The sequence below is a fragment of the Streptomyces sp. NPDC088725 genome (assembly GCF_044751305.1).
In the GTDB taxonomy this organism is placed as follows: Bacteria; Actinomycetota; Actinomycetes; order Streptomycetales; family Streptomycetaceae; genus Streptomyces.
Map to the genome: position 1 here is coordinate 139347 of NZ_JBIVLO010000005.1, position 20049 is coordinate 159395.

The 20049-nt window shown below is 70.5% G+C and carries 18 protein-coding genes and 1 riboswitch; of the genes, 9 read left to right on the top strand and 9 right to left on the bottom strand.

Annotation, left to right across the window (positions count from 1 at the left end; genetic code table 11):
- The first annotated feature begins 176 nt into the window (after window positions 1-176).
- Window positions 177-1202 carry a CBM35 domain-containing protein gene (locus tag ACIP6N_RS13985; RefSeq protein ID WP_401815472.1) on the top strand — a complete coding sequence of 342 codons (1026 nt, stop codon included), beginning with the start codon at window positions 177-179 and terminating at the stop codon, window positions 1200-1202.
- Window positions 1203-1220: 18 nt separating this feature from the next.
- Here the strand turns inward: ACIP6N_RS13985 and ACIP6N_RS13990 are convergent, their stop codons facing one another.
- The 4 genes from ACIP6N_RS13990 to ACIP6N_RS14005 all read right to left on the bottom strand — a co-directional run bounded on the left by ACIP6N_RS13990 (window position 1221) and on the right by ACIP6N_RS14005 (window position 5471).
- The gene (locus ACIP6N_RS13990; protein WP_401815473.1) at window positions 1221-2075 is read right to left on the bottom strand and encodes a ketose-bisphosphate aldolase; all 855 of its coding nucleotides are present in this window, start codon (window positions 2073-2075) and stop codon (window positions 1221-1223) included.
- A gap of 174 nt (window positions 2076-2249) precedes the next feature.
- Window positions 2250-3179 carry a 1-phosphofructokinase family hexose kinase gene (locus ACIP6N_RS13995; protein WP_401815474.1) on the bottom strand — a complete coding sequence of 310 codons (930 nt, stop codon included), beginning with the start codon at window positions 3177-3179 and terminating at the stop codon, window positions 2250-2252.
- 127 nt (window positions 3180-3306) lie between these two features.
- Window positions 3307-4479, bottom strand: coding sequence for an N-acetylglucosamine-6-phosphate deacetylase (gene nagA, locus ACIP6N_RS14000; RefSeq protein WP_401815475.1), 1173 nt, complete (start codon window positions 4477-4479; stop codon window positions 3307-3309).
- Complete coding sequence (locus ACIP6N_RS14005; RefSeq protein ID WP_401815477.1) at window positions 4479-5471, bottom strand: ROK family protein; 993 nt, start codon at window positions 5469-5471, stop codon at window positions 4479-4481. The genes nagA and ACIP6N_RS14005 overlap by 1 nt, the downstream gene beginning before the upstream one ends.
- A gap of 308 nt (window positions 5472-5779) precedes the next feature.
- On the opposite strand from ACIP6N_RS14005, the gene ACIP6N_RS14010 reads away from it, so the two are divergent.
- From ACIP6N_RS14010 to otsB, 3 genes are all read left to right on the top strand, one after another.
- Entirely contained in the window at window positions 5780-7009 is a 1230-nt protein-coding gene (locus ACIP6N_RS14010; RefSeq protein WP_401816174.1) for an extracellular solute-binding protein, read from the top strand.
- Between the two features lie 78 nt (window positions 7010-7087).
- On the top strand, window positions 7088-7318 hold the full coding sequence (locus ACIP6N_RS14015; RefSeq protein WP_401815478.1) for a DUF3263 domain-containing protein: 231 nt from the start codon (window positions 7088-7090) through the stop codon (window positions 7316-7318).
- A gap of 9 nt (window positions 7319-7327) precedes the next feature.
- The gene (gene otsB, locus ACIP6N_RS14020) at window positions 7328-8170 is read left to right on the top strand and encodes a trehalose-phosphatase (RefSeq protein WP_401815479.1); all 843 of its coding nucleotides are present in this window, start codon (window positions 7328-7330) and stop codon (window positions 8168-8170) included.
- 108 nt (window positions 8171-8278) lie between these two features.
- Here the strand turns inward: otsB and ACIP6N_RS14025 are convergent, their stop codons facing one another.
- Window positions 8279-9712 (bottom strand): trehalose-6-phosphate synthase, encoded by a 1434-nt coding sequence (locus ACIP6N_RS14025; protein ID WP_401815481.1) that lies wholly within the window; start codon window positions 9710-9712, stop codon window positions 8279-8281.
- Between the two features lie 228 nt (window positions 9713-9940).
- Complete coding sequence (locus tag ACIP6N_RS14030) at window positions 9941-10885, bottom strand: glucosyl-3-phosphoglycerate synthase (RefSeq protein ID WP_401816176.1); 945 nt, start codon at window positions 10883-10885, stop codon at window positions 9941-9943.
- Between the two features lie 154 nt (window positions 10886-11039).
- A riboswitch (SAM riboswitch) is annotated at window positions 11040-11167 on the top strand.
- A gap of 15 nt (window positions 11168-11182) precedes the next feature.
- On the opposite strand from ACIP6N_RS14030, the gene thrC reads away from it, so the two are divergent.
- From thrC to ACIP6N_RS14055, 5 genes are all read left to right on the top strand, one after another.
- Window positions 11183-12505 (top strand): threonine synthase, encoded by a 1323-nt coding sequence (gene thrC, locus ACIP6N_RS14035; protein WP_401815482.1) that lies wholly within the window; start codon window positions 11183-11185, stop codon window positions 12503-12505.
- Window positions 12506-12648: 143 nt separating this feature from the next.
- Window positions 12649-12927: a MoaD/ThiS family protein gene (locus ACIP6N_RS14040; RefSeq protein WP_401815484.1), complete on the top strand. Its 279-nt coding sequence runs from the start codon at window positions 12649-12651 to the stop codon at window positions 12925-12927.
- A gap of 365 nt (window positions 12928-13292) precedes the next feature.
- Window positions 13293-13496: a cold-shock protein gene (locus ACIP6N_RS14045; RefSeq protein ID WP_005315736.1), complete on the top strand. Its 204-nt coding sequence runs from the start codon at window positions 13293-13295 to the stop codon at window positions 13494-13496.
- Window positions 13497-13972: 476 nt separating this feature from the next.
- Complete coding sequence (gene groL, locus ACIP6N_RS14050) at window positions 13973-15598, top strand: chaperonin GroEL (RefSeq protein WP_401815485.1); 1626 nt, start codon at window positions 13973-13975, stop codon at window positions 15596-15598.
- A gap of 628 nt (window positions 15599-16226) precedes the next feature.
- Window positions 16227-17159, top strand: coding sequence for a YbhN family protein (locus tag ACIP6N_RS14055; RefSeq protein ID WP_401816178.1), 933 nt, complete (start codon window positions 16227-16229; stop codon window positions 17157-17159).
- A gap of 167 nt (window positions 17160-17326) precedes the next feature.
- On the opposite strand, the gene cpt is transcribed toward ACIP6N_RS14055, so the two are convergent.
- From cpt to ACIP6N_RS14070, 3 genes are all read right to left on the bottom strand, one after another.
- On the bottom strand, window positions 17327-17863 hold the full coding sequence (cpt, locus tag ACIP6N_RS14060; RefSeq protein ID WP_401816180.1) for a chloramphenicol phosphotransferase CPT: 537 nt from the start codon (window positions 17861-17863) through the stop codon (window positions 17327-17329).
- Between the two features lie 195 nt (window positions 17864-18058).
- The gene (locus ACIP6N_RS14065) at window positions 18059-19168 is read right to left on the bottom strand and encodes a methyltransferase domain-containing protein (protein WP_401815487.1); all 1110 of its coding nucleotides are present in this window, start codon (window positions 19166-19168) and stop codon (window positions 18059-18061) included.
- 306 nt (window positions 19169-19474) lie between these two features.
- Window positions 19475-19768, bottom strand: coding sequence for a transcriptional regulator (locus tag ACIP6N_RS14070; protein WP_401815489.1), 294 nt, complete (start codon window positions 19766-19768; stop codon window positions 19475-19477).
- Between the last annotated feature and the right edge of the window lie 281 nt (window positions 19769-20049).

Sequence of the window (20049 nt, forward strand, 5' to 3'; positions counted from 1 at the left end):
CGCGGGCGCCCACGCGCGCGCGTCTAACGGAACGATCGTGACGTACCCCACGCCGATGGGCGTACAACCGTACCGGGGCAAGGGGCCGTTGGCCCGGGCCCGTCCGGGCGCGCGTCCATTCGAGGTAGGCTCGGCCGGTCGGCGACGCGGGCGAGATGGTGAGGAGTGACCCAGGGATGACGGCCGGGAACAACGGCGCGAGCACGCCCGAGGACGACGATCCGTTCGGCTATCTGTACGAGGACGGACAGGCGGCGGCCGCAGCTCAGGGACGCCAGGGCGGCTACGGCTACCCCGGTCCTGCCGCGCAGCGCGGAGTGCCGAGGACGTCGTACAACCAGGTCAGGGCGGTTGGCGAGCGCCAGTACGGACAGCAGCAGGCCCCCCAGCAGCAGGCCGCCTACGGCCAGCAGCAGTACGGCCAGCAGGCTCCGTACGGTCAGCAGCAGTACGGCCAGCAGCCCCAGCAGGGCCAGGGCGGTGGCTACGGCTACCCCGGTCCCGCTCAGCAGTACGGTCCCCCCGAGACGCCCGCCGGCGCTCCGGCGCAGCGCGGTGGTGGCGGCGGACGCGGTGGCGGCCCCAACACCAAGGGCCTGATCATCGGCGCGGTGGCCGTGGTCGCGGTCGTTGTGATCGGTATCACAGCCGCGCTCATCGGCGGTAACGGCGACACCAAGGACAACGACGCCGCGGCGACCGACAACCCGACCGCGAGCCAGTCCGAGGACACGGGCGGTTCCGTGTCCGACGACGACAAGCCGGACCCGGAGAAGGAGATCGAGCTGCCCAAGCAGGACGCGGCGACGCTCCAGCTCGGGCCGCCCGCGGTCCTCGCCAAGGACATCGAGGGTGCTCAGGGCACGGACGGCGCGTATGTGACGGGCTTCAACGCCGTCGGCGCCTCGGTGACCTGGACCGCCGACATCGAGAAGGCCGGCGCGTACCGGCTCGCGGTGCGCTACGCCATCCCGGCGAAGGACGCGAACGCCACGCTGACCGTCAACGGCAAGGCGAACACCAATCCGCTGGGTCTGAAGAACTTCATCCACGGCAACGACCCCGACCTGGCGAAGAACTGGCAGACGACCTGGGCACCGGTCACCCTCCAGCACGGCAAGAACACCATCAAGATCTCCTGCGAGGAGGGCAACCAGTGCGACGCCGTCCTCGACTGGCTCGAGGTCACGCCGCCCAAGTAGCCAGTGGTCCGCTACGGCTCATCCGGCGTCGACCGCCCGCAGGAAACCCGCCACCGTCCCGGCCATCGCCTCGCGAGCCGGGACGAGGTATTTCCGGGGGTCGACGGTGTCCGGGTGGGTGGCCAGATGTCTGAGTAAGGCGTTGGTGCAGGCCCAGTTGAGCGCCGTGCCCACGTTCACCTTGACCATGCCGGAGCGGACCGCCCTGCGGATCTCGGTGTCGGGTACGCGGGAGGAGCCGTGCAGCACCAGCGGGACGCCCACGGCGTCCCGCAGCGCGCCGATCAGCACGTGGTCCAGCGTGGCGGTGCGCGAGGTCATCGCGTGCGCGGAGCCCACCGCGACCGCGAGCGCGTCGACGCCGGTCTCCGCGACGAAGACGACCGCCTCCCAGGGATCGGTACGGACGTCCGGGTCGTGTGCGTCGAGGGCCGGGTCGCTGTCCTTGCCGCCCACGGCGCCCAGTTCGGCCTCGACCCAGATGCCCCGTTCATGGCCCCACCGCACGGCTTCCGCGGTGGCCTTGAGGTTGTCGGCGTACGACAGCTTCGACGCGTCGAACATCACCGAGCTGAACCCCACGCCGGGCGCGGCCCGCAGCAGCTCCACCGACTCGACATGGTCGAGGTGGAGCGAGAGCGGTACGGAGGCGGCGCGGGCGACGGAGGCCGCTGCGGCGGTGACGGCCCCGAGCCTGCCGCCGTGGAAGCGCACGGCGTTCTCCGAGATCTGGAGGATCGCGGGGATCCCGGCCCGCTCGGCGCCGGCGGCGATGGCCTCCGCGTGCTCCAGCGTGATGACGTGGAACGCGGCGATACCGCGGCGCGCGGCCATGGCCGCCGTGACGAGTTCACCGGTGCTGACGAGTGGCATGCGTCCCCCTGTCCAGATGAACCTGTGCCCACGGAGCGTGGCGGCCATGTATCCGGCGGGATCACACGCCGCACGGATTGCCCGCCCGGCGTACGACCCCGCCCGTACGCGCGCGGGTCGTGCGCATGCCCGTACGCGTGCGGATCGTCCGCCCGTCCGGGTCGCGCACCCCGCTCACGCGCCCGGGTGCTCCGTCACCGTGATCAGCGGCAGTAGTTCCTCGTACGTGGCGGCGTCGAACTCGCCGGCCGTCGGCGCCATGACCGTGGCCGTCGCCAGAGCCACCGCCCTGGCCAGCCGCGCGGGCCACGGCAGGCCCTCCACGAGCCCGGAGAGCAGCCCGGCAACCGCGGAGTCGCCCGCGCCCGACGCGTTGCCCTTCGCCGCCTTGGGCGAGGCCGCCTGCCAGGTGCCTTCCGGGGTGGCCGCGACGATGCCGTCGCGGCCGAGGGAGGCGATGACGGCGTGTGCCCCGCGCCGCCGTGCGTCGAGGGCGGCGCGCAGCGGTTCGCGGGCGCCGGTGAGATGGGCCAGTTCCTCCGCGTTCGGCTTGACCAGGTCCGGGCGCGCGGCGACGCCCCGGCGCAGGGGCTCGCCGCTGGTGTCGAGGAGTACGGGCACGCCCGCGGCGCGCGCCCGGCGCACCAGGTCGGCGTAGGCCCCGACCTGGATGCCGGGCGGCAGGCTGCCGCAGAGTGCCACGGCCCCGGCCCGGCCGAGCAGTCCGGCGTAGGCGTCGAGGAAGGCGGCCCACTCGCCGGGCGAGACGGCCGGGCCGGTTTCGTTCAGCTGGGTGGTCCCGCCCGTCGCGTCGTCCACCACGGCGACGGTACGGCGGGTGGTCCCGGCGATCGGCACGAGCGCGTCCCGCGGGCCGTTCGCGGCGCCGCTCAGTAACTCCCGCAGCGTGTCACCCGTACGCCCGCCCGCGAAGCCGGTCACGACCGTCTCGTGGCCCAGCGCCGCCAGTACCCGCGCCACGTTGACGCCCTTGCCGCCCGCGCGTTCCACGACCGCGCCGACGCGGTGGGTGGCGCCCGGGACCAGCGACCGGGTCCGGTAGGTGAGGTCCAGCGCGGCATTGAGCGTGACCGTGAGAATCACCTGTCACATCCTCCGGGAAACGCGCCGTCGCCGCTGATCACCCGGGTGATCATGTCAAAAAGAAAGCGGTTGGCCCAGTCTCCCGGCCAACCGCTTTCCTCCGTCGGAGTGCCGACTCGCGCGGAAATCAGCCCAGTTGGGGTTCAACCACCCATTCACCCCTGTGCAGTACGCCCTTCAGCCTGAAGTCGGCGTCCAGGACCACCAGGTCCGCGTCCTTGCCGGGTTCCAGCGAGCCGACCCTGTCGTACAGACCGAGCAGCTTCGCCGGGTTGACGGAGATCGCCCGCACGATGTCCTCGACCGGCAGCCGGTCCACGGTGGCGGCCCGGTGGAAGGCCGTGTCCAGCGTGAGGGTGGAACCGGCGATCGCGCCGCCCTCCACCAGCCGCGCCACACCGTCCTTGACCTCGACGCCCAGCGGCCCGAGCTGGTAGAGCCCGTCGCCGAAGCCCGCCGCGTCCATGGCGTCCGTGATGAACGCGACGCGTTCCGCGCCCGCGTGATGGAACGCCAGCTGGAGCGCCGCCGCGTGCAGATGCGTCCCGTCGTTGATCAGCTCGACGGTGATCCGCTCGTCCTCCAGCAGCGCGGTGATCGGCCCGGGATCGCGGTGGCCGATCGGCGGCATGGCGTTGAAGAGGTGTGTGGCCACGGTCGCGCCCGCGTCGATCGCCTCGACGGTCTGCTCGTACGTCGCGTCCGTATGCCCGATCGCGGCGATCACGCCCCGCTCGGCCAGCAGCCGTACGGACTCGATGCCGCCGGGCCGTTCGGTGGCGAGCGTGACCATCCTGGCCGTGCCGCGCGCCGCGTCGATCAGCTTGCGCACCTCGGCCGGGTCGGGATCGCGCAGCAGCGCCTCGCTGTGCGCGCCCTTGCGGCAGGGCGAGATGAACGGGCCCTCGAAGTGGATCCCGGCCAGGTCGCCCTGCTCGACCAGCTCGGACAGGACGCCCGCGCGCCGCGCGAGGAAGTCTGTCTCACCGGTGACCAGGGACGCGACGACGGTGGTCGCGCCGTGCTCGCGGTGCGTACGGACGCCCTTGAGTACGTCGTCCACGGAGCCCGAGGTGAACGAGGCGCCACCGCCGCCGTGGTTGTGCATGTCCACGAAGCCGGGGACCACCCAGTGGCCCCGCAGGTCCAGGCGGGTGGCCCCGGCGGGGGCTCCGCCCACGATCTTCCCGCCCTCGACGACCACCTGGCCGCTGTCGACCGTCCCGGTCGGCAGCACCACCCGGGCGCCGGCGAGAACGGTGCTCTGCGCGCTTTCGGCGCGTGCGGCGCTTACGGACATCAGCCGGTCACCTCCGTGGTGAGTGGGTCGGTCGGTCGTGCGGTCGGTTGACCGGGAAGCCGGTCGGGGACCGGTTCCGCGAGCAGGTCCCAGGCGAGCAGTCCCGCGCCCAGGCAGCCCGCGGTGTCGCCGAGGGCCGCCGGGACGATCGTGGGCAGTCTCTGGAACGTGATCCGTTCCTCGACGGCGGCGCGCAGAGGCGTGAACAGCGTGTCACCCGCTTCCGCGAGTCCGCCCCCGATGATCAGCGTGCGGGGGTCGAGCAGCGTGAGCGCGGTGACGAGACCGGCGGCCAGCGCGTCCATGGCGTCGGCCCATACCCGTACCGCCTCGGGGTCGCCCGCCGCCACGGCCTTCGCGCAGTCGGCGGCGTCCGCCTCCGGGTCGCCGCTCGCGGCCGCCCAGGCACGGGTCACGGCCGCAGCGGAGGTCAGCGTCTCCAGGCAGCCGCGCTGTCCGCAGCCGCAGAGGGGGCCGCCGGGGCGCACCACGACATGGCCGATCTCGCCGGCGTATCCGTGCGCGCCGGCCTCGATCGCGCCGTCGATACCGATGGCTCCCGCGATGCCGGTGCCGAGCGCCAGGAACAGGAACCGGTCCGCGCCCCGGCCCGCGCCGAGCCGTCCTTCCGCGAGGCCGCCGGTACGCACGTCGTGTCCGAGCGCGACCGGTACGCCGCCCAGCCGCTCGGCGAGCAGCTCGCGCATCGGGACGTCACGCCAGCCGAGGTTGGCCGCGTACACCGCGATCCCGCGCTCCGCGTCCACGATGCCGGGCACGGCGACTCCGGCGGCGACGGCGCTCTCGCCGAACCGTTCGGTGCCGTACGCGCGCAGCTCGGCCGCGAAGGCGAGGATCGTCTCGACGACGGCGTCGGGTCCGCGCTCTCTTCCGGTGGGCCGCCGGGCTTCGTGCAGCAGCGTGCCGTCCGCCCCGACCAGGGCGGCTTTCATACCGGTGCCGCCCACATCGAGGGCGATGACGTGTTTCACGGTTGACAGTCTCGCGCGTTGACCCATGAAAGGTCTAGTCCACTGTCCGCGCCGCTCCGGCGAATTGTTACGTCTCCATACAAACGCCGGGAGGGCATGGGAGGCGCATGGGGCGGGCGTTGCCGAAGCGAAACCATCCCGATGTAGACCCCTTGCCACCAGATGGGGGAAAATCGCAGTGCCCTCACAAGATCATCACAAAAGGGCGGGCCGCCGGAGCGCGGGCACTGAGGAACAAGGGTGGGGACAGAGCTGTGCGGCAGCGCTTTCTGAGATTGACGGCGGCGGCAGCCGCGCTGGGTACGGCGATGGCGCTGGCCGGCTGCGGCAGCACGGGTGGTTCCGGCGGCTCGGGCGGGGACGTCACGCTCAGACTCGTCGCGGCCGACTACGGCAACAGCAGCGCGGACGACAGCTCGAAGAAGTACTGGTCGTCGCTGGCCGACGCGTTCGAGACCGCGAACCCCGGCATCGAGGTCGAGGTCGACGTGCGTTCGTGGAAGACCGTCGACAGCGATGTGGCGGACATGGTCAAGAGCGGCCGCGCCCCCGACATCGCCCAGGTCGGCTCCTACGCCGACTACGCCAAGAAGGGCGAGCTGTACAGCGCGGACGAACTGGTCAACGTGCCCACCCAGGCCAACTTCCTCACCCAGCTCTCCGAGGCCGGCAAGGTCAACCGCATCCAGTACGGAATGCCGTTCGTCGCCTCCACGCGCCTGCTCTTCTACAACCAGAAGCTCTTCGACCGGGCGAACCTGGACGCGCCGAAGACCTGGGACGACATCAAGCACGACGCCACCGTGCTCAAGCGGCAGGGCGTCACCACACCGATCGCGCTCCCGCTGGGCTCCGAGGAGGCGCAGGTCGAGGCCATGATGTGGATGCTGAGCGGCGGTGGCGGCTACACCGACACCCCGGACGGCTCGTACGTCATCGACTCCAAGGAGAACATCGCCACCTTCACGTGGCTCCAGAAGAACCTGGTGCGCGAGGGGCTTGTCGGTCCCGTCGCGCCGGGCGAGCTCGATCGCGCGGTCGCGTTCAAGGCGTTCACGAGCGGTCAGGTGGGCATGCTCAACGGGCACCCGTCGCTGCTCAAGGACGCCAAGCAGGCGGGCATCAAGGTCGGAATGGTGGAGATGCCCGGCATCAACGGCACGACCAAGGCGTCGATGGGCGTCGCCGACTGGATCATGGCCTTCAAGCAGAACGGCCACGCCCGGCAGATCGGCAAGTTCCTCGACTTCGTCTACGAGGACAAGAACGTGATGGACTTCGTCGGTCAGTACGACCTGCTGCCGGTCACCTACAGCGCCAACGACGTCATGGCGGACGACCCCGCGTACAAGGACCTGCACAAGTTCGGGGCCGCGCTGCCGGACTCCGAGCTGCCGCCGGTCGGCAAGACGTCGTGGTCGAGTGTGAGCGGGAGCGTCAAGGAGAAGATCGGCAAGGCGGTCGAGCCGGGCGCGAGTCCGGCGAACGTGCTCAGCGAGATCGCCAGGGACGCCGCCACGGCGGAGAGCGCGGAATAGATGACCTCGGAACTGACGGAACAGCGATGACCTCGGAAGCGGCGGAACGGCGATGACCTCGGCCCTGACGGAACAGCGATGACCTCGGAACTGTCCGACCGCGACCGCGCGGTCCTGGCCATGGAGGCGGGTGGCTGGCCCGGCCCCGGGGCCAAGGAGCGCGCCATCCGTGAGCGGCTGGGACTGTCTCCGACGCGCTACTACCAACTGCTGAACGCACTCCTGGACGATCCCGCCGCGGCGGAGCACGATCCGGTGACGGTGAACAGACTGCGCAGACTCCGGCAGGCCCGCAGAGACCAACGATAGGCTCAGCACATGGGCAGCACATCGCACTCCCTGCCGAATCCCACCACCTCCGCAGGTACAGAAGGTCTGGCCGCGTTCCTCGCCGCGCCGGGCAAAGCCGTCGTCGTCCTCGACTTCGACGGCACACTCGCCGAGATCGTCCCCGACCCCGAACAGGCCCGCGCCCACCCGCGTGCCGTCCCCGCGCTGGCCGCGCTCGCGCCGAACGTCGCGTCCGTGGCGGTCCTCACCGGCCGCCCGGCCGGGCTCGCCGTGCGGTACGGCGGCTTCGCCGGCGTACCGGGCCTCGACCACCTGGTGGTCCTCGGCCACTACGGCGCCGAACGCTGGGACGCGATCACCGGCACGGTCAACACCCCGGAGCCGCACCCGGGCGTGGCGGCCGCGCGTGCGGAACTTCCCGGATTCCTCGACCGGTTCGGTTCCTGGGAGGGCACCTGGATCGAGGAGAAGGGGCAGGCGGTCGCGGTCCACACCCGCCGCGCCACCGACCCGCAGGCCGCCTTCGAAGCCCTGCGCGGACCCCTGGCCGACCTGGCGGCGAAGCACGGACTGGTGCTGGAGCCGGGGCGCATGGTCCTCGAACTGCGTCCGCCCGGCGTGGACAAGGGCGTGGCGCTGAAGGAGTACGTACGCGAGGTCGGGGCCGAGACGGTCGTGTACGCGGGCGACGATCTGGGCGACCTGGCGGCCTTCGCGGCGGTGGAGGAGCTGCGGGCGGCGGGCCACCCGGCGCTGCTGATCGCCAGCGGGGACGTGCCCGAGGTGACCGGGAAGGCGGACCTGCTGCTGTCAGGCCCGGCGGCGCTCGCGGACTTTCTGGCGGCGCTGGCGGACGAGGCGGCGGCCTGAAAGACGCGGGCTGAGAGCCGCGTCCGCGAGATGCCGCGCGTGGCGCCGTGCGGGGGTGAGGTCACCTCCGCACGGCGCCCGGCGTTCGGGCTCCGGTCTTCGGCCCCGTCAGACGGGCAGCTCGCGCAGCGCGGTCAGCTGGTCGAGGAACCACCGCGCCGGCGGCAGCGCCGTAGCCGCCTCCGCCAGCCGCTTCGAACGCTCGGCACGCTCCGGCACCGGCATCGTCAGCGCCTCGTGCAGCGCGGCGGCCGTCGCGGACACGTCGTACGGGTTCACCACCAGCGCGTCCTCGCCCAGCTCCTCGTACGCGCCCGCCTCGCGTGAGAGCACCAGCGCGCACCCGTCGTCCGAGACCACCGGGATCTCCTTGGCCACCAGGTTCATACCGTCGCGGATCGGGTTGACCAGCGCCACGTCCGCCAGCCGGTAGGCCGCGAGCGAGCGGGCGAAGTCGTCCTTCACATGGAGGACGACCGGCAGCCATCCGTCCGTGCCGAACTCCTCGTTGATGCCGTCCGCCACCCGCTGCACCTCTGCGGTGTAGTCGCGGTAGACCGGCAGATCCTGCCGGGAGGGATACGCGAAGGCGACATGCACCACCCGGCCGTGCCACTCGGGCCTTTCGGCCAGCAGCTGACGGTACGAGAGGAGCCCGCGCACGATGTTCTTGGACAGTTCCGTACGGTCGACCCGCACGATCGTCTTCCGCGCGGCGCCCCCGGCCTCCGTGCCGATCTGCTCGCGCAGCGCGGTCATCCGCTCGCCGACGTCGGGGCGGTGCGCCCGCTCCCGCAGGAAGTCCGCGTCCGCGCCGAGGCCGTGCACCCCGATCCGGGTGTTGCCCGTACCGCCCAGCAGCTCCGTACAGCACGCCGTGAACGCGCCGGCCCAGCGCTGCGTCAGGAACGCCGCCCGGTCCGCGCCCAGGATGCCGCGCAGCAGCTGGCGCGCGATGTCGTCGGGCAGCAGCCGGAAGTAGTCCACCGGCGCCCACGGCGTGTGCGAGAAGTGCCCGATCCGCAGGTCGGGGCGGAGCGCGCGCAGCATGCCGGGCACCAGCGCCAGGTGGTAGTCCTGCACCAGGACCGCGGCGCCCTCGGCCGCCTCGTCGGCCAGCGCCTCGGCGAAGGCGCGGTTGTACGCCTCGTACGACGCCCACTGCGCGCGGAACTCCGGGCCGAAGGCCGGCTCCAGCGGGGTCTGGTAGAGCAGGTGGTGGACGAACCACAGCGTCGAATTCGCCACGCCGTTGTACGCGTCCGCGTACACCTCCGGCGCGATGTCCAGCATCCGGACGCGCTGTCCGCCGGTGTCCGCCACGTCGAGCCGGCCGCCCGTCCGGCGTACGGCCTCGCGGTCGCCGTCACCGAGCGCCGCGCACACCCAGACCGCGTCCGTGTCAGGACCGATGGCGGACAGCCCGGACACCAGCCCGCCGCCGCCGCGCTTGGCGTCCAGCGCTCCGTCGTCGCGCACGGAGTACGAGACGGGACCGCGGTTGGAGGCGACAAGGACCTGGGCGACGTGCTCGGAGACCATGGCCGAAATCTAGCCCGTACCGGAAACGCTCAAACGTACGGACGCGTACGGCTCGGTCACATGCGCGTTCGTGTGATGAGCGGCGGCGAGCATGTACGCGGCTCCGGGGCCTCGGTCGCGCTCCCGTCCGCGACGCGAGTCTCCGTGACGCGAGGGGCGAAGGTCCATGAGGGCGCGCCCCAGGAAATCCGCCCGTCGGAACCGGCTGCGCCGCACGTTCAGAATCGGCTACGCCGCACGGCCGGCCGTGTACTCGCCGATCTCCCGCATCGGCGGCCGCTCCTCCGTGTCCACCGCGTGGGTACGCGGGACGAAACCGTCCTCACCCCGCTCGAACTGCGTCAGCACCGGCCGCACCAGATGCCCGCGCGACAGCCGCAGCTGCGCCGTGCGGTAGATCGCCGCCGCCATCCGTCCGAGCGCCCGCCCGTCCTGGTGCCGGTGGATCCGTACACCCACGTCCACCTGCGCCAGCGCGTCAAGGCCCACCGCGTGCAGCGCGTCGACCAGCAGCCCCAGCTCCACGCCGTATCCGACGGGGAACGGCAGCCGCTCCAGCAGCGTCCGGCGCGCCGCGTACTCCCCGCCCAGCGGCTGGACGAAACCCGCGAGCAGAGGCCAGTGCAGATTCAGCAGCGGCCGCGCCACCAGTTCCGTCACCCGGCCGCCCTGTCCCGCGGTCCCGTTCAGCGGCCGGTCGTACATCCCCTTCACGAGCTGCACCTCCGGGTCCGTGAGCAGCGGCCCCACGATCCCCGACACGAAGTCCGCCGAGAATTCCCGGAGATCGGCGTCCACGAAACAGACGATGTCGCCGGTTGTCACCAGCAGCGACCGCCACAGCACCTCGCCCTTGCCGGGCAGCGCGGGCAGCCGCGGCAGTATCGCGTCCCGGTGCACGACCCGCGCGCCGGCCGCCGCCGCGATCTTCGCCGTACCGTCCACGGAACCGGAGTCGATCACCACCAACTCGTCGACGAGCGGCACCTTCTCCATCAGCTCCCGGCGGATGACCGCGACGATCTCACCGACGGTCTCCTCCTCGTCGAGCGCCGGCAGGACCACGCTCACCGTGGTGCCACGCGCGGCCTTGGCGGCCGTCAGCCGGTCGAGCGTACGGTCGCCGACGGACCAGGAACGCCTGGTCAGCCAGCGTTCCACCTCTTCCAGCACGGTCGGTACTCCCTGAGAGTGATCCATCTCGCGTTCCGGACGACTGTCTCAACCGTCCGGTCCTTCGGTTACAGTCTTGAACAAGGCCAGTAGCCCGCGCATGCCGGGGGTGGTCGGCCGACAAACGCACCGGAGCCCGGTTCCGGCGCCATACCGCTCATCCAGAGGGGCAGAGGGAACGGCCCGTTGAAGCCCCGGCAACCATCCCGCCGACCGCGAGGTCACGGTGGGGAAGGTGCCAATTCCGTCTTGCGGCGAAACGCGTCGTGAGGAAGATGAGGAAAGGGCCTCGCCTTCATGGCTGTGCAGACTGTCCAGAACACTGACGTCACCCAGAACCCGACCGGATCCGCCGCTTCCGCCGGCACCGTCGACCTGGGACCCGCCGCCGCACTCTCGTGCCGCGAATGCGGAGAACGTTTCGAACTCGGCCCGATCTTCGCCTGCGCGAGCTGTTTCGGCCCGCTCGAAGTGGCCTACGACCTGCCGACGGGCGACCCGGAAGCGCTGAAGAAGCGCATCGCGGCGGGACCCGACAACATCTGGCGCTACGCGGAGCTGCTGCCCGTCCCCGCCGACGTCGCCACGAAGCCCAACATCAACCCGGGCTTCACCAAGCTCGTCAAGGCCGACAACCTCGCCCGTGAACTGGGCGTCACCGGCGGCCTCCACATCAAGGACGACTCCGGCAACCCGACGCACTCCTTCAAGGACCGCGTCGTCGCCATCGCCGTCGAGGCGGCCCGCGCCTTCGGCTTCACCACGCTCTCCTGCTCCTCCACCGGTAACCTCGCGGGCGCGGTAGGCGCGGCTGCGGCCCGCGCCGGACTGCGGTCGTGCGTGTTCATCCCGCACGACCTGGAGCAGGGCAAGGTCGTCATGGCGGCCGTCTACGGCGGTGAACTGGTCGGCATCGAGGGCAACTACGACGACGTCAACCGCTTCTGTTCCGAGCTGATCGGCGACCCGCTGGGCGAGGGCTGGGGCTTCGTCAACGTCAACCTCCGCCCGTACTACGGCGAGGGCTCGAAGACGCTCGCGTACGAGATCTGCGAGCAGCTCGGCTGGCAGCTGCCCGACCAGATCGTCATCCCGATCGCCTCGGGCTCACAGCTCACGAAGATCGACAAGGGTCTGCGCGAGCTGATCAAGCTGGGTCTGGTCGAGGACAGGCCGTACAAGATCTTCGGGGCCCAGGCCGAGGGCTGCTCGCCGGTCTCCGCCGCTTTCAAGGCCGGTCACGACGTCGTACGTCCGCAGAAGCCGGACACCATCGCCAAGTCGCTGGCGATCGGGAACCCGGCCGACGGCCCGTACGTCCTGGACATCACGCGCCGCACCGGCGGCGCCGTCGAGGACGTCAACGACGAGCAGATCGTGGACGCGATCAAGCTGCTCGCCCGCACCGAGGGGATCTTCGCCGAGACGGCGGGCGGGGTGACGGTCGGCGTGACGAAGAAGCTCATCGAGTCCGGCGCGCTCGACCCGACGCTCACGACGGTCGTGCTCAACACCGGTGACGGCCTGAAGACGCTGGACGCGGTGGCCCCGACGACCGGCCCGACGGCGACGATCCGCCCGAGCCTGGACGCGTTCCGGGACGCGGGTCTCGCGCACTGATCCGTTGCGGGACGGCGGTCTCGCGCACTGACCCGGCCCGGGACGGCCGTCTCGCGTACCGACCCGTTCCGGGACGCCGGGTTCGCGCACTCGCCCGTCCCGGCAGGCCCCACGACATCCAGACCCGAGGAAGGCATCCCACCATGAGCGTCAAGGTCCGCATCCCCACCATCCTCCGTACGTACACCGGTGGTCAGGCCGAGGTCCCGGCGGAGGGCGCGACCCTCTCCGAGGTCATCCAGTCCCTGGAGAGCAACCACCCGGGGATCGCCGCCCGTGTGCTGGACGACGCGGGCAAGCTGCGCCGCTTCGTGAACGTGTACGTGAACGACGACGACGTCCGCTTCGAGCAGGGCCTGGAGACGGTGACCCCGGCGGGCGCCGGCGTCTCGATCATCCCGGCGGTCGCGGGCGGCTGCTGACCGTCCGACTGCCGCAGCGCGTCATGGAATTGCCCCCTCCGCAAGAGAAGCGGAGGGGGCAATTCCATGTGGTTGAGCGCGCTACGATGTGGGAACGACCCGCTGTCGCGCGTGCCCAACACATATGAGAACGCGACAACATGGAGTCGAAGTCCTGGTGCCGTTTGCGTGATAGATGCGCTTTGCCTGGCCCGACTTGCCCCGGATCATTGGCAATTCACTGTTTCGTGTGTTCGGCCATGCCCGGAATTCTCGTCTGATTGACCTGTTGCAGAGGGCAGTTGGGCAGATACATTCAGCCGCGGTCGACGCGTTCCGACGCGAAGTAAGGCCTCCGGCAGGGGCCAGTAATAGGGGAGTTGGGCATGGCTCAGGGCACCGTCAAGTGGTTCAACGCGGAGAAGGGCTACGGCTTCATCGCGGTCGACGGTGGTGCGGATGTTTTCGTCCACTACAGCGCCATCCAGATGGACGGGTACCGCACCCTTGAAGAAGGTCAGCGAGTGGAGTTCGAGATCTCGCAGGGCCAGAAGGGTCCGCAGGCGGACATGGTCAAGCTCGCCGTCTGATTCCGGCGCGATCGGCCACCGACGCACGATCGAAGTCCACGCACCGCACGAGGGGCCCGTATCCCGGTCACAGGGGTACGGGCCTCTCGCACGTGCGGGGGCGGGTGTGCGGGCGGGTGTGTGCGTACGGGCGCGTGTGCGGGCCGCGTTCGTACGGGCGTGGGCCGCGTTCGTACGGGTCGCTTTCGTGCGCCGGTGTACGTCAGGCGTGCTGGGGGAGGCGCGCGGAGAGACGCGCGGGTAAGGCGCGTGTCCCGTGAGACGTGCGTCCTGTGGGGCGGGGGGAGCTTGCACTCTCGGGGGTCGAGTGCTAATCATTGGCGTTAGCACTCTGCAGGTGAGAGTGACAACTTATGGACCGGGTCAGCGAGGCCCGCAGAGCTGGTGGGGCAAGGAACCACCCAGTTCTCAGGCCGTCCGTCGCGGGCGCGGGCGCGGTCCGGAGAATCCACCCCAGTCCGGGAGGACCACTTCACATGGCCAAGATCATCGCGTTCGACGAGGAGGCACGGCGCGGTCTCGAGCGCGGGATGAACCAGCTCGCCGACGCCGTCAAGGTCACCCTTGGCCCCAAGGGTCGCAACGTCGTCCTCGAGAAGAAGTGGGGCGCCCCCACGATCACCAACGATGGTGTTTCCATCGCCAAGGAGATCGAGCTCGAGGACCCTTACGAGAAGATCGGCGCCGAGCTGGTCAAGGAAGTCGCCAAGAAGACGGACGACGTCGCCGGTGACGGAACGACCACCGCGACCGTGCTCGCCCAGGCGCTCGTCCGCGAGGGCCTGCGCAACGTGGCCGCCGGCGCCAACCCGATGGCGCTCAAGCGTGGCATCGAGAAGGCCGTCGAGGCCGTCTCGGGCGCCCTGCTGGAGCAGGCCAAGGACGTGGAGACCAAGGAGCAGATCGCTTCTACGGCCTCCATCTCCGCCGCTGACACCCAGATCGGCGAGCTCATCGCCGAGGCGATGGACAAGGTCGGCAAGGAAGGCGTCATCACCGTCGAGGAGTCGCAGACCTTCGGTCTCGAGCTTGAGCTCACCGAGGGCATGCGCTTCGACAAGGGCTACATCTCGGCGTACTTCGCCACGGACATGGAGCGCATGGAGTCGTCGCTCGACGACCCGTACCTCCTGATCGTGAACTCGAAGATCGGCAACGTGAAGGACCTCCTTCCGCTGCTCGAGAAGGTCATGCAGTCCGGCAAGCCGCTGCTGATCATCGCCGAGGACGTCGAGGGCGAGGCCCTGTCGACCCTGGTCGTCAACAAGATCCGTGGCACCTTCAAGTCCGTCGCCGTCAAGGCCCCGGGCTTCGGTGACCGCCGCAAGGCCATGCTCAACGACATCGCCATCCTCACCGGTGGAACGGTCATCTCCGAGGAGGTCGGTCTCAAGCTCGAGAACGCCGGCCTGGACCTGCTGGGCCGTGCCCGCAAGGTCGTCATCACCAAGGACGAGACCACCATCGTCGACGGTGCCGGCGAGAGCGACCAGGTCGCCGGTCGCGTCAAGCAGATCCGTGCCGAGATCGAGAACAGCGACTCGGACTACGACCGCGAGAAGCTCCAGGAGCGCCTCGCGAAGCTGGCCGGCGGCGTGGCCGTCATCAAGGCCGGCGCCGCGACCGAGGTCGAGCTCAAGGAGCGCAAGCACCGCATCGAGGACGCGGTGCGCAACGCCAAGGCCGCCGTCGAGGAGGGCATCGTCGCCGGTGGTGGCGTGGCTCTGCTCCAGGCTTCCTCGGTCTTCGAGAAGCTCGAGCTGACCGGCGACGAGGCCACTGGTGCCGCGATCGTCAAGCTCGCGCTGGAGGCTCCGCTCAAGCAGATCGCCGTCAACGGTGGCCTTGAGGGCGGCGTCGTCGTCGAGAAGGTGCGCAACCTGACGATCGGTCACGGCCTCAACGCCGCGACCGGCGAGTACGTCGACATGATCGCCGAAGGCATCATCGACCCCGCGAAGGTCACCCGTTCCGCTCTGCAGAACGCGGCCTCCATCGCGGCGCTGTTCCTCACCACCGAAGCGGTCATCGCCGACAAGCCCGAGAAGGCCGGCGCGGCCCCCGCGGGCGGCGGCATGCCGGGCGGTGACATGGACTTCTGAGCCTGACGCCTCACGGCGGCACGCTCGGACCCGGTCCTTGACCGAGGGCGGCACCCCTTCTTCCAGGGGGTGCCGCCCTTCGGCGTTGTACGGCGCGACGGAGGGGTGGGGCGCGGGGGACGAGGGGGTGGGTGGCGCTGTGGTGGGTGGGGTTGCGGCGCGGGCGTGTGTGACGGCTCGGGCGGGTGGACGGCGTCTCCGTGGCGGGCGGGTGGGGCGGAGCTTGTGGTGGGGCGGGTGTGTGTGCCGAGGCGAAGCGTGTGTGCCGAGGCGAGCGTGTGTGGCGGGGCGAGCTGTGTGGCGAGGGGTGCGGGTGGCGTGAGGGGGCTGGTGCGGGCCCTCCCTCGCGGTTCCCGCGCGTTTCCCAACCGTTCTCCGATCGTCGGCCGTACGACGCCGGAATGTCGCGTAGGCCGCCGAATGCCGGGGGACACTGCTCACAAGTTCACGTGCGTGACGAGCAGGGACGACCGAGATGGCCATGGCCCAACCCACTCCTCCTTCGCTTCAGCCTTCTCTCGAACCTCCCCTGGGATCTCTTCTGGGTGCTCCCCTGGGACCTCCTCTTGAGGCTCCCGTTGGGCTGCTCGAGGCTCCCGCTGGACTGCCTCCCCTCCGGCCTTCGCTCCTGCGGCGGCTGCCGCTGCGCCAGATCGCGTGTGTCGTGCCGATCGTCGTGGTCGGCTTCTGGGTCGTCCAGCACTGGACACTCATCGAGTCCGGCGGCCGTGAACTCCTCGGCGCCAACCGCTACTGGCTGCTCGCGGCGCTGGCCGCCACCGGTCTCGGCTGGGTCGCCGTGTCCTTCACACGGCAGGAGACGGTCCTCGAACCGCTTCCGCCCGGACGGCTGCTCGCCACACAGTTCGCCGCGGGAGCCGCCAACCACCTGCTTCCGGTCGGGCTCGGCGCCGGTGCGGTCAATCTGCGCTTCCTCCGGCGCCGGGGGCTCTCGCTGGCCCGGTCGTCGGCCGCGCTCGGGCTGTATCTGCTGGCGGAGTCGGTGGGACGGGTCGCGTTGCTGCTCGTACTGCTTGCCGCCTTCCCGCACGCCCTGCGCCTCGACGGGCTGATCCCGGCCGGAGCCGTTCTCCCGCTCGTCGGGGTGGCGGTGGGGCTGGTGTGCACGGCGGTGCTCCTCCTGGTCGCCGTACGCCCGTTGCGCCGTGCCGTACGGGCCTTTCTGCGCATCGCGCTGACGGACGCGCGCTCCCTGCACGCCAAACCGGCCCGCGCGCTGGCCCTTTGGGGTGGCTCGCTGGCCTTCCCGGCTCTCCAGGCGGCCGCACTGGTCACGGTCGCACTGGCGCTGGACGTACCGGTGCCGGTGGCGCACATCGCGATCGCCTACCTGGTCGCGAGCATCGCCGCGGCGGCGATCCCGACCCCGGGCGGCCTGGGATCGGTGGACGCGGCGCTGGTGGTGGCACTGGTCACGGCAGGCGCGTCGGTCGCCATGGCGACATCGGCGGTCCTGGGCTTCCGCATCATCACGGTCTGGCTACCGCTGATCCCAGGAGCGCTGGTACTGGGCGGCCTGGTCCGCTGCAAGGTCATCTGACACCCCAGCGCGGACAACTGTTCGGCCGCGCGGACGGCGGCACGCCCGCGCGCGACCGTCTTCCCGGGACGCGGCGAACACCGGTGCGCGTCACCGTACGGTGACGCGCACGCGACCGTACAACGCGCGGACGACCGTACTACCGCAGCCGCCCGCCCCGGACCGCGCTACCGCAGCCGCACGCCGTCGACCCGTGCCGCGATCGTCCGCGCGCAGTCGATCGACTCGGTCCGTGTCGTGTCGACCTCCAGGTCGTACCGCACGCCCTCGTGGACCAGGTCGGACTGCTTTGCGGCCATGCCCCTGACCCGATCGCCCCGCGCGATTTCGCGGCCGGCCGCCACCGCGCTGTCACACCTGACGCCGACCCACAGCACCGGCAGGTCATCGAGTGCTTTCAGCCACCGCTGCTGCGTTTCCGCGCCGCCCAGGAACACCTCGTCCACCACGATCCTGGCACCCGCACGGGCCATCGTCACCAGCCCCTGGATCCAGGCCACTTCCAGCAGGCGGAAATCCGCCCCGAGCAACACCGCGCCGTCCGAAGTGAATTCGATGCCCTCGTCCGATGCCCGCAAGGACGGAGGCATCGCGTCGACCAGTGTGTCGATTCCGAACGTCAGCCAGGGATCGGTCAGAACCGTCTGCAAAGACCGGGCGATCCCGGATTTCCCGGAACTGGAACCACCGTTGAGAATGATCATCTGGATCGTCACCGCGCCACAGTAGCCAGACCGGGACAGCGGCCCAAATGAATTCCGGCCATTGCGCGCAGCGGAGCAGGAGTAGGCGGCGGCGCTGTTTATCGTGATTCCGTCAAACGTCCTCCTTTAAAACAGGGACATGGGCTGCTCGTCCCACTCGACCCGTCACGACGTCAAGAACTCAAGAAATCTCACTCAAGCGGCGCTCGTGACCTGTCCGTTGACCGGATCGCGGTACCAGACGAACTGACGGTCCGGCTCCACGGTCATGCCGAAGTCGTACAGCGAGGGGCGGCCGTCCGCGCGCCAGCGTTCCTCCGGTGTCCTCAGCTCGTCCAGGAGCCGGCGCGGACCGCCTTGGTATGCCACAGCTGGTTCTGACCCCTGAGTGACGATCTTCGCCCAGGACGACCGGCCGTCGTGCAGCCAGGCTGTGGGCTGCTCGCCGCCCTGGATGGCGATGTCCACGTCCGGGAGGGCGATACGGAGGGTGAAGAGCAGGTCCCCGTCCTGGAGGAGCCGTACGTCCCAGTCCGGCCGGTGCTCGTCCTCGGGCGGGAGGGTTCCGCGTACTTCGCTCCAGGTCAGCCGCCGTTCCGCCCGGAACGTCGGCATGAACGCCGCGTATCCCTGAAACCAGCCGGTGGCGGATTGCCCGTCCTCCGCCACGGTGAGCGCCACATGCCCCAACTGTCCCCAGGGCGCACCGATCCGGCCGCCGGGCCGGGTCTGGGCCACCCATGCCCAGGGGATGTCCTCGACCGCGAACGTGGCCTGCACCCGGTCGTACGGTCCCTCGCCAGGCCGGCCGTCGGTGCCGTCGCCGGTGTGTACGGTCACACCCGCGCCCGCCCTCCCCAGGCGCTCGGCCGCCGCTTCGGCGAGGCCGGGGTCGTTCTCGACACTGTGGACGAGACCAGGACCCGCCCGCCGGGCCAGCAGAGCCGCGTTCCACCCCGTGCCCGTGCCGAGTTCCAGCACGCGCTGGCCGGGCTCCAGCAGGAGGGAGTCCAGCATGTCCGCGACGATCGAGGGAGCCGAGAGGCTGGACGTGGGCCTGCCTGCCGTCACTTGGGTGACCGCGGGGTCGTGCGGCCTCCCGTAGATCTCGGCCGCCCACTGCTCCGCCGCGGCCTCGCGATCCAGCGGTGCGTACCCGTCGCCGTTCCAGCGCCACAGCCGGTCCGGCGCGAACAGCTGCCGGGGAACGGCCTCCATGGCAGACCGGATCCACGGCGACCGCTCCGGCCAGGCGCCCTGCTGGTCCATGGCCTCGGCCAGCCGCCTCTGCCACTTCTCGAACACGATCGCTCCTACTTCGGCTTCTTGTGCGTGCCGGTGGACGGCGGTGGCTTGGGGACTTCATGGTCCCCCTGCCCCGGCGGCGCTTTCCCCGTGGAAAGATCCGGTTCTGGTTTGCGGTGCTCGCCCGTGTTTCCTCCCTTGTGGGCAGTGCCTCCGGGAGAATATGTCCGTCCCGCCACTCAAAGATTCACGACCAAAGCCGGTTGGCGATCACTCGCCAAAGACTCACCGGCAGCGATGAGTTGGCGCGATAATCAGCCCCGGTGGCGAAGAGACTCAGTGACGAGCCGAGGCGGGCGCGGAACGTCAGGGCGCGAGCATGGAGAGCGGGGCGGCTCTGTACGTCCGCAACGCGGACCTGCCCCCGGGCGTCAGAGCGACGCGCGTCACGGGGTTCCGGAGCTTGAACGACTTGGTGATCTCGACGTATCCGGCGCCCTCGAGCGTGCGCAGATGCGTCGAGAGGTTCCCGGCCGTCATGTCCAGCAGTTCCTGGAGCCTGGGCAAGGCGATCAGATCGTCTTCGGCCAGAGCGGCAAGAGCGACGGTGACTCTCAGCCGGGCCTGGGCGTGGATGACAGGGTCGAGTTCAGGAATCACGCGGTGGATCCGGTGGACCCCGTGGGCCCGCTGGACGCGGCCGATCCGGCGAGTCGAGCGGACCGGCCGGCGCGGAGCCGGTGGTGGGCCGCCGGTGCGAGGAAACCGCCGCCGGCCAGTGACCGCACCGGATAGTTGCCGGGTACGCCCGCGAAGGCCGAGCAGAGCGTGGTCCACACACCCAGCGTGTACTGGGACTTGCCCGGTACCGCAGCAGCGCCGCCTGGCCGGACGTCGGACCGTGCCGGAGGAGTGCTGTGTTGGCGGCGGGCGGGCAGCGG

Excerpts from the sequence above, each read along its gene's own strand:
- ACIP6N_RS13985 (WP_401815472.1), top strand. The coding sequence starts at position 177 with ATGACGGCCGGGAACAACGGCGCGAGCACGCCCGAGGACGACGATCCG.
- ACIP6N_RS13990 (WP_401815473.1), bottom strand. The coding sequence starts at position 2,075 with ATGCCACTCGTCAGCACCGGTGAACTCGTCACGGCGGCCATGGCCGCG.
- nagA (WP_401815475.1), bottom strand. The coding sequence starts at position 4,479 with ATGTCCGTAAGCGCCGCACGCGCCGAAAGCGCGCAGAGCACCGTTCTC.
- ACIP6N_RS14010 (WP_401816174.1), top strand. The coding sequence starts at position 5,780 with ATGGCGCTGGCCGGCTGCGGCAGCACGGGTGGTTCCGGCGGCTCGGGC.
- ACIP6N_RS14015 (WP_401815478.1), top strand. The coding sequence starts at position 7,088 with ATGACCTCGGAACTGTCCGACCGCGACCGCGCGGTCCTGGCCATGGAG.
- otsB (WP_401815479.1), top strand. The coding sequence starts at position 7,328 with ATGGGCAGCACATCGCACTCCCTGCCGAATCCCACCACCTCCGCAGGT.
- ACIP6N_RS14025 (WP_401815481.1), bottom strand. The coding sequence starts at position 9,712 with ATGGTCTCCGAGCACGTCGCCCAGGTCCTTGTCGCCTCCAACCGCGGT.
- thrC (WP_401815482.1), top strand. The coding sequence starts at position 11,183 with ATGGCTGTGCAGACTGTCCAGAACACTGACGTCACCCAGAACCCGACC.
- ACIP6N_RS14040 (WP_401815484.1), top strand. The coding sequence starts at position 12,649 with ATGAGCGTCAAGGTCCGCATCCCCACCATCCTCCGTACGTACACCGGT.
- ACIP6N_RS14045 (WP_005315736.1), top strand. The coding sequence starts at position 13,293 with ATGGCTCAGGGCACCGTCAAGTGGTTCAACGCGGAGAAGGGCTACGGC.
- groL (WP_401815485.1), top strand. The coding sequence starts at position 13,973 with ATGGCCAAGATCATCGCGTTCGACGAGGAGGCACGGCGCGGTCTCGAG.
- cpt (WP_401816180.1), bottom strand. The coding sequence starts at position 17,863 with ATGATCATTCTCAACGGTGGTTCCAGTTCCGGGAAATCCGGGATCGCC.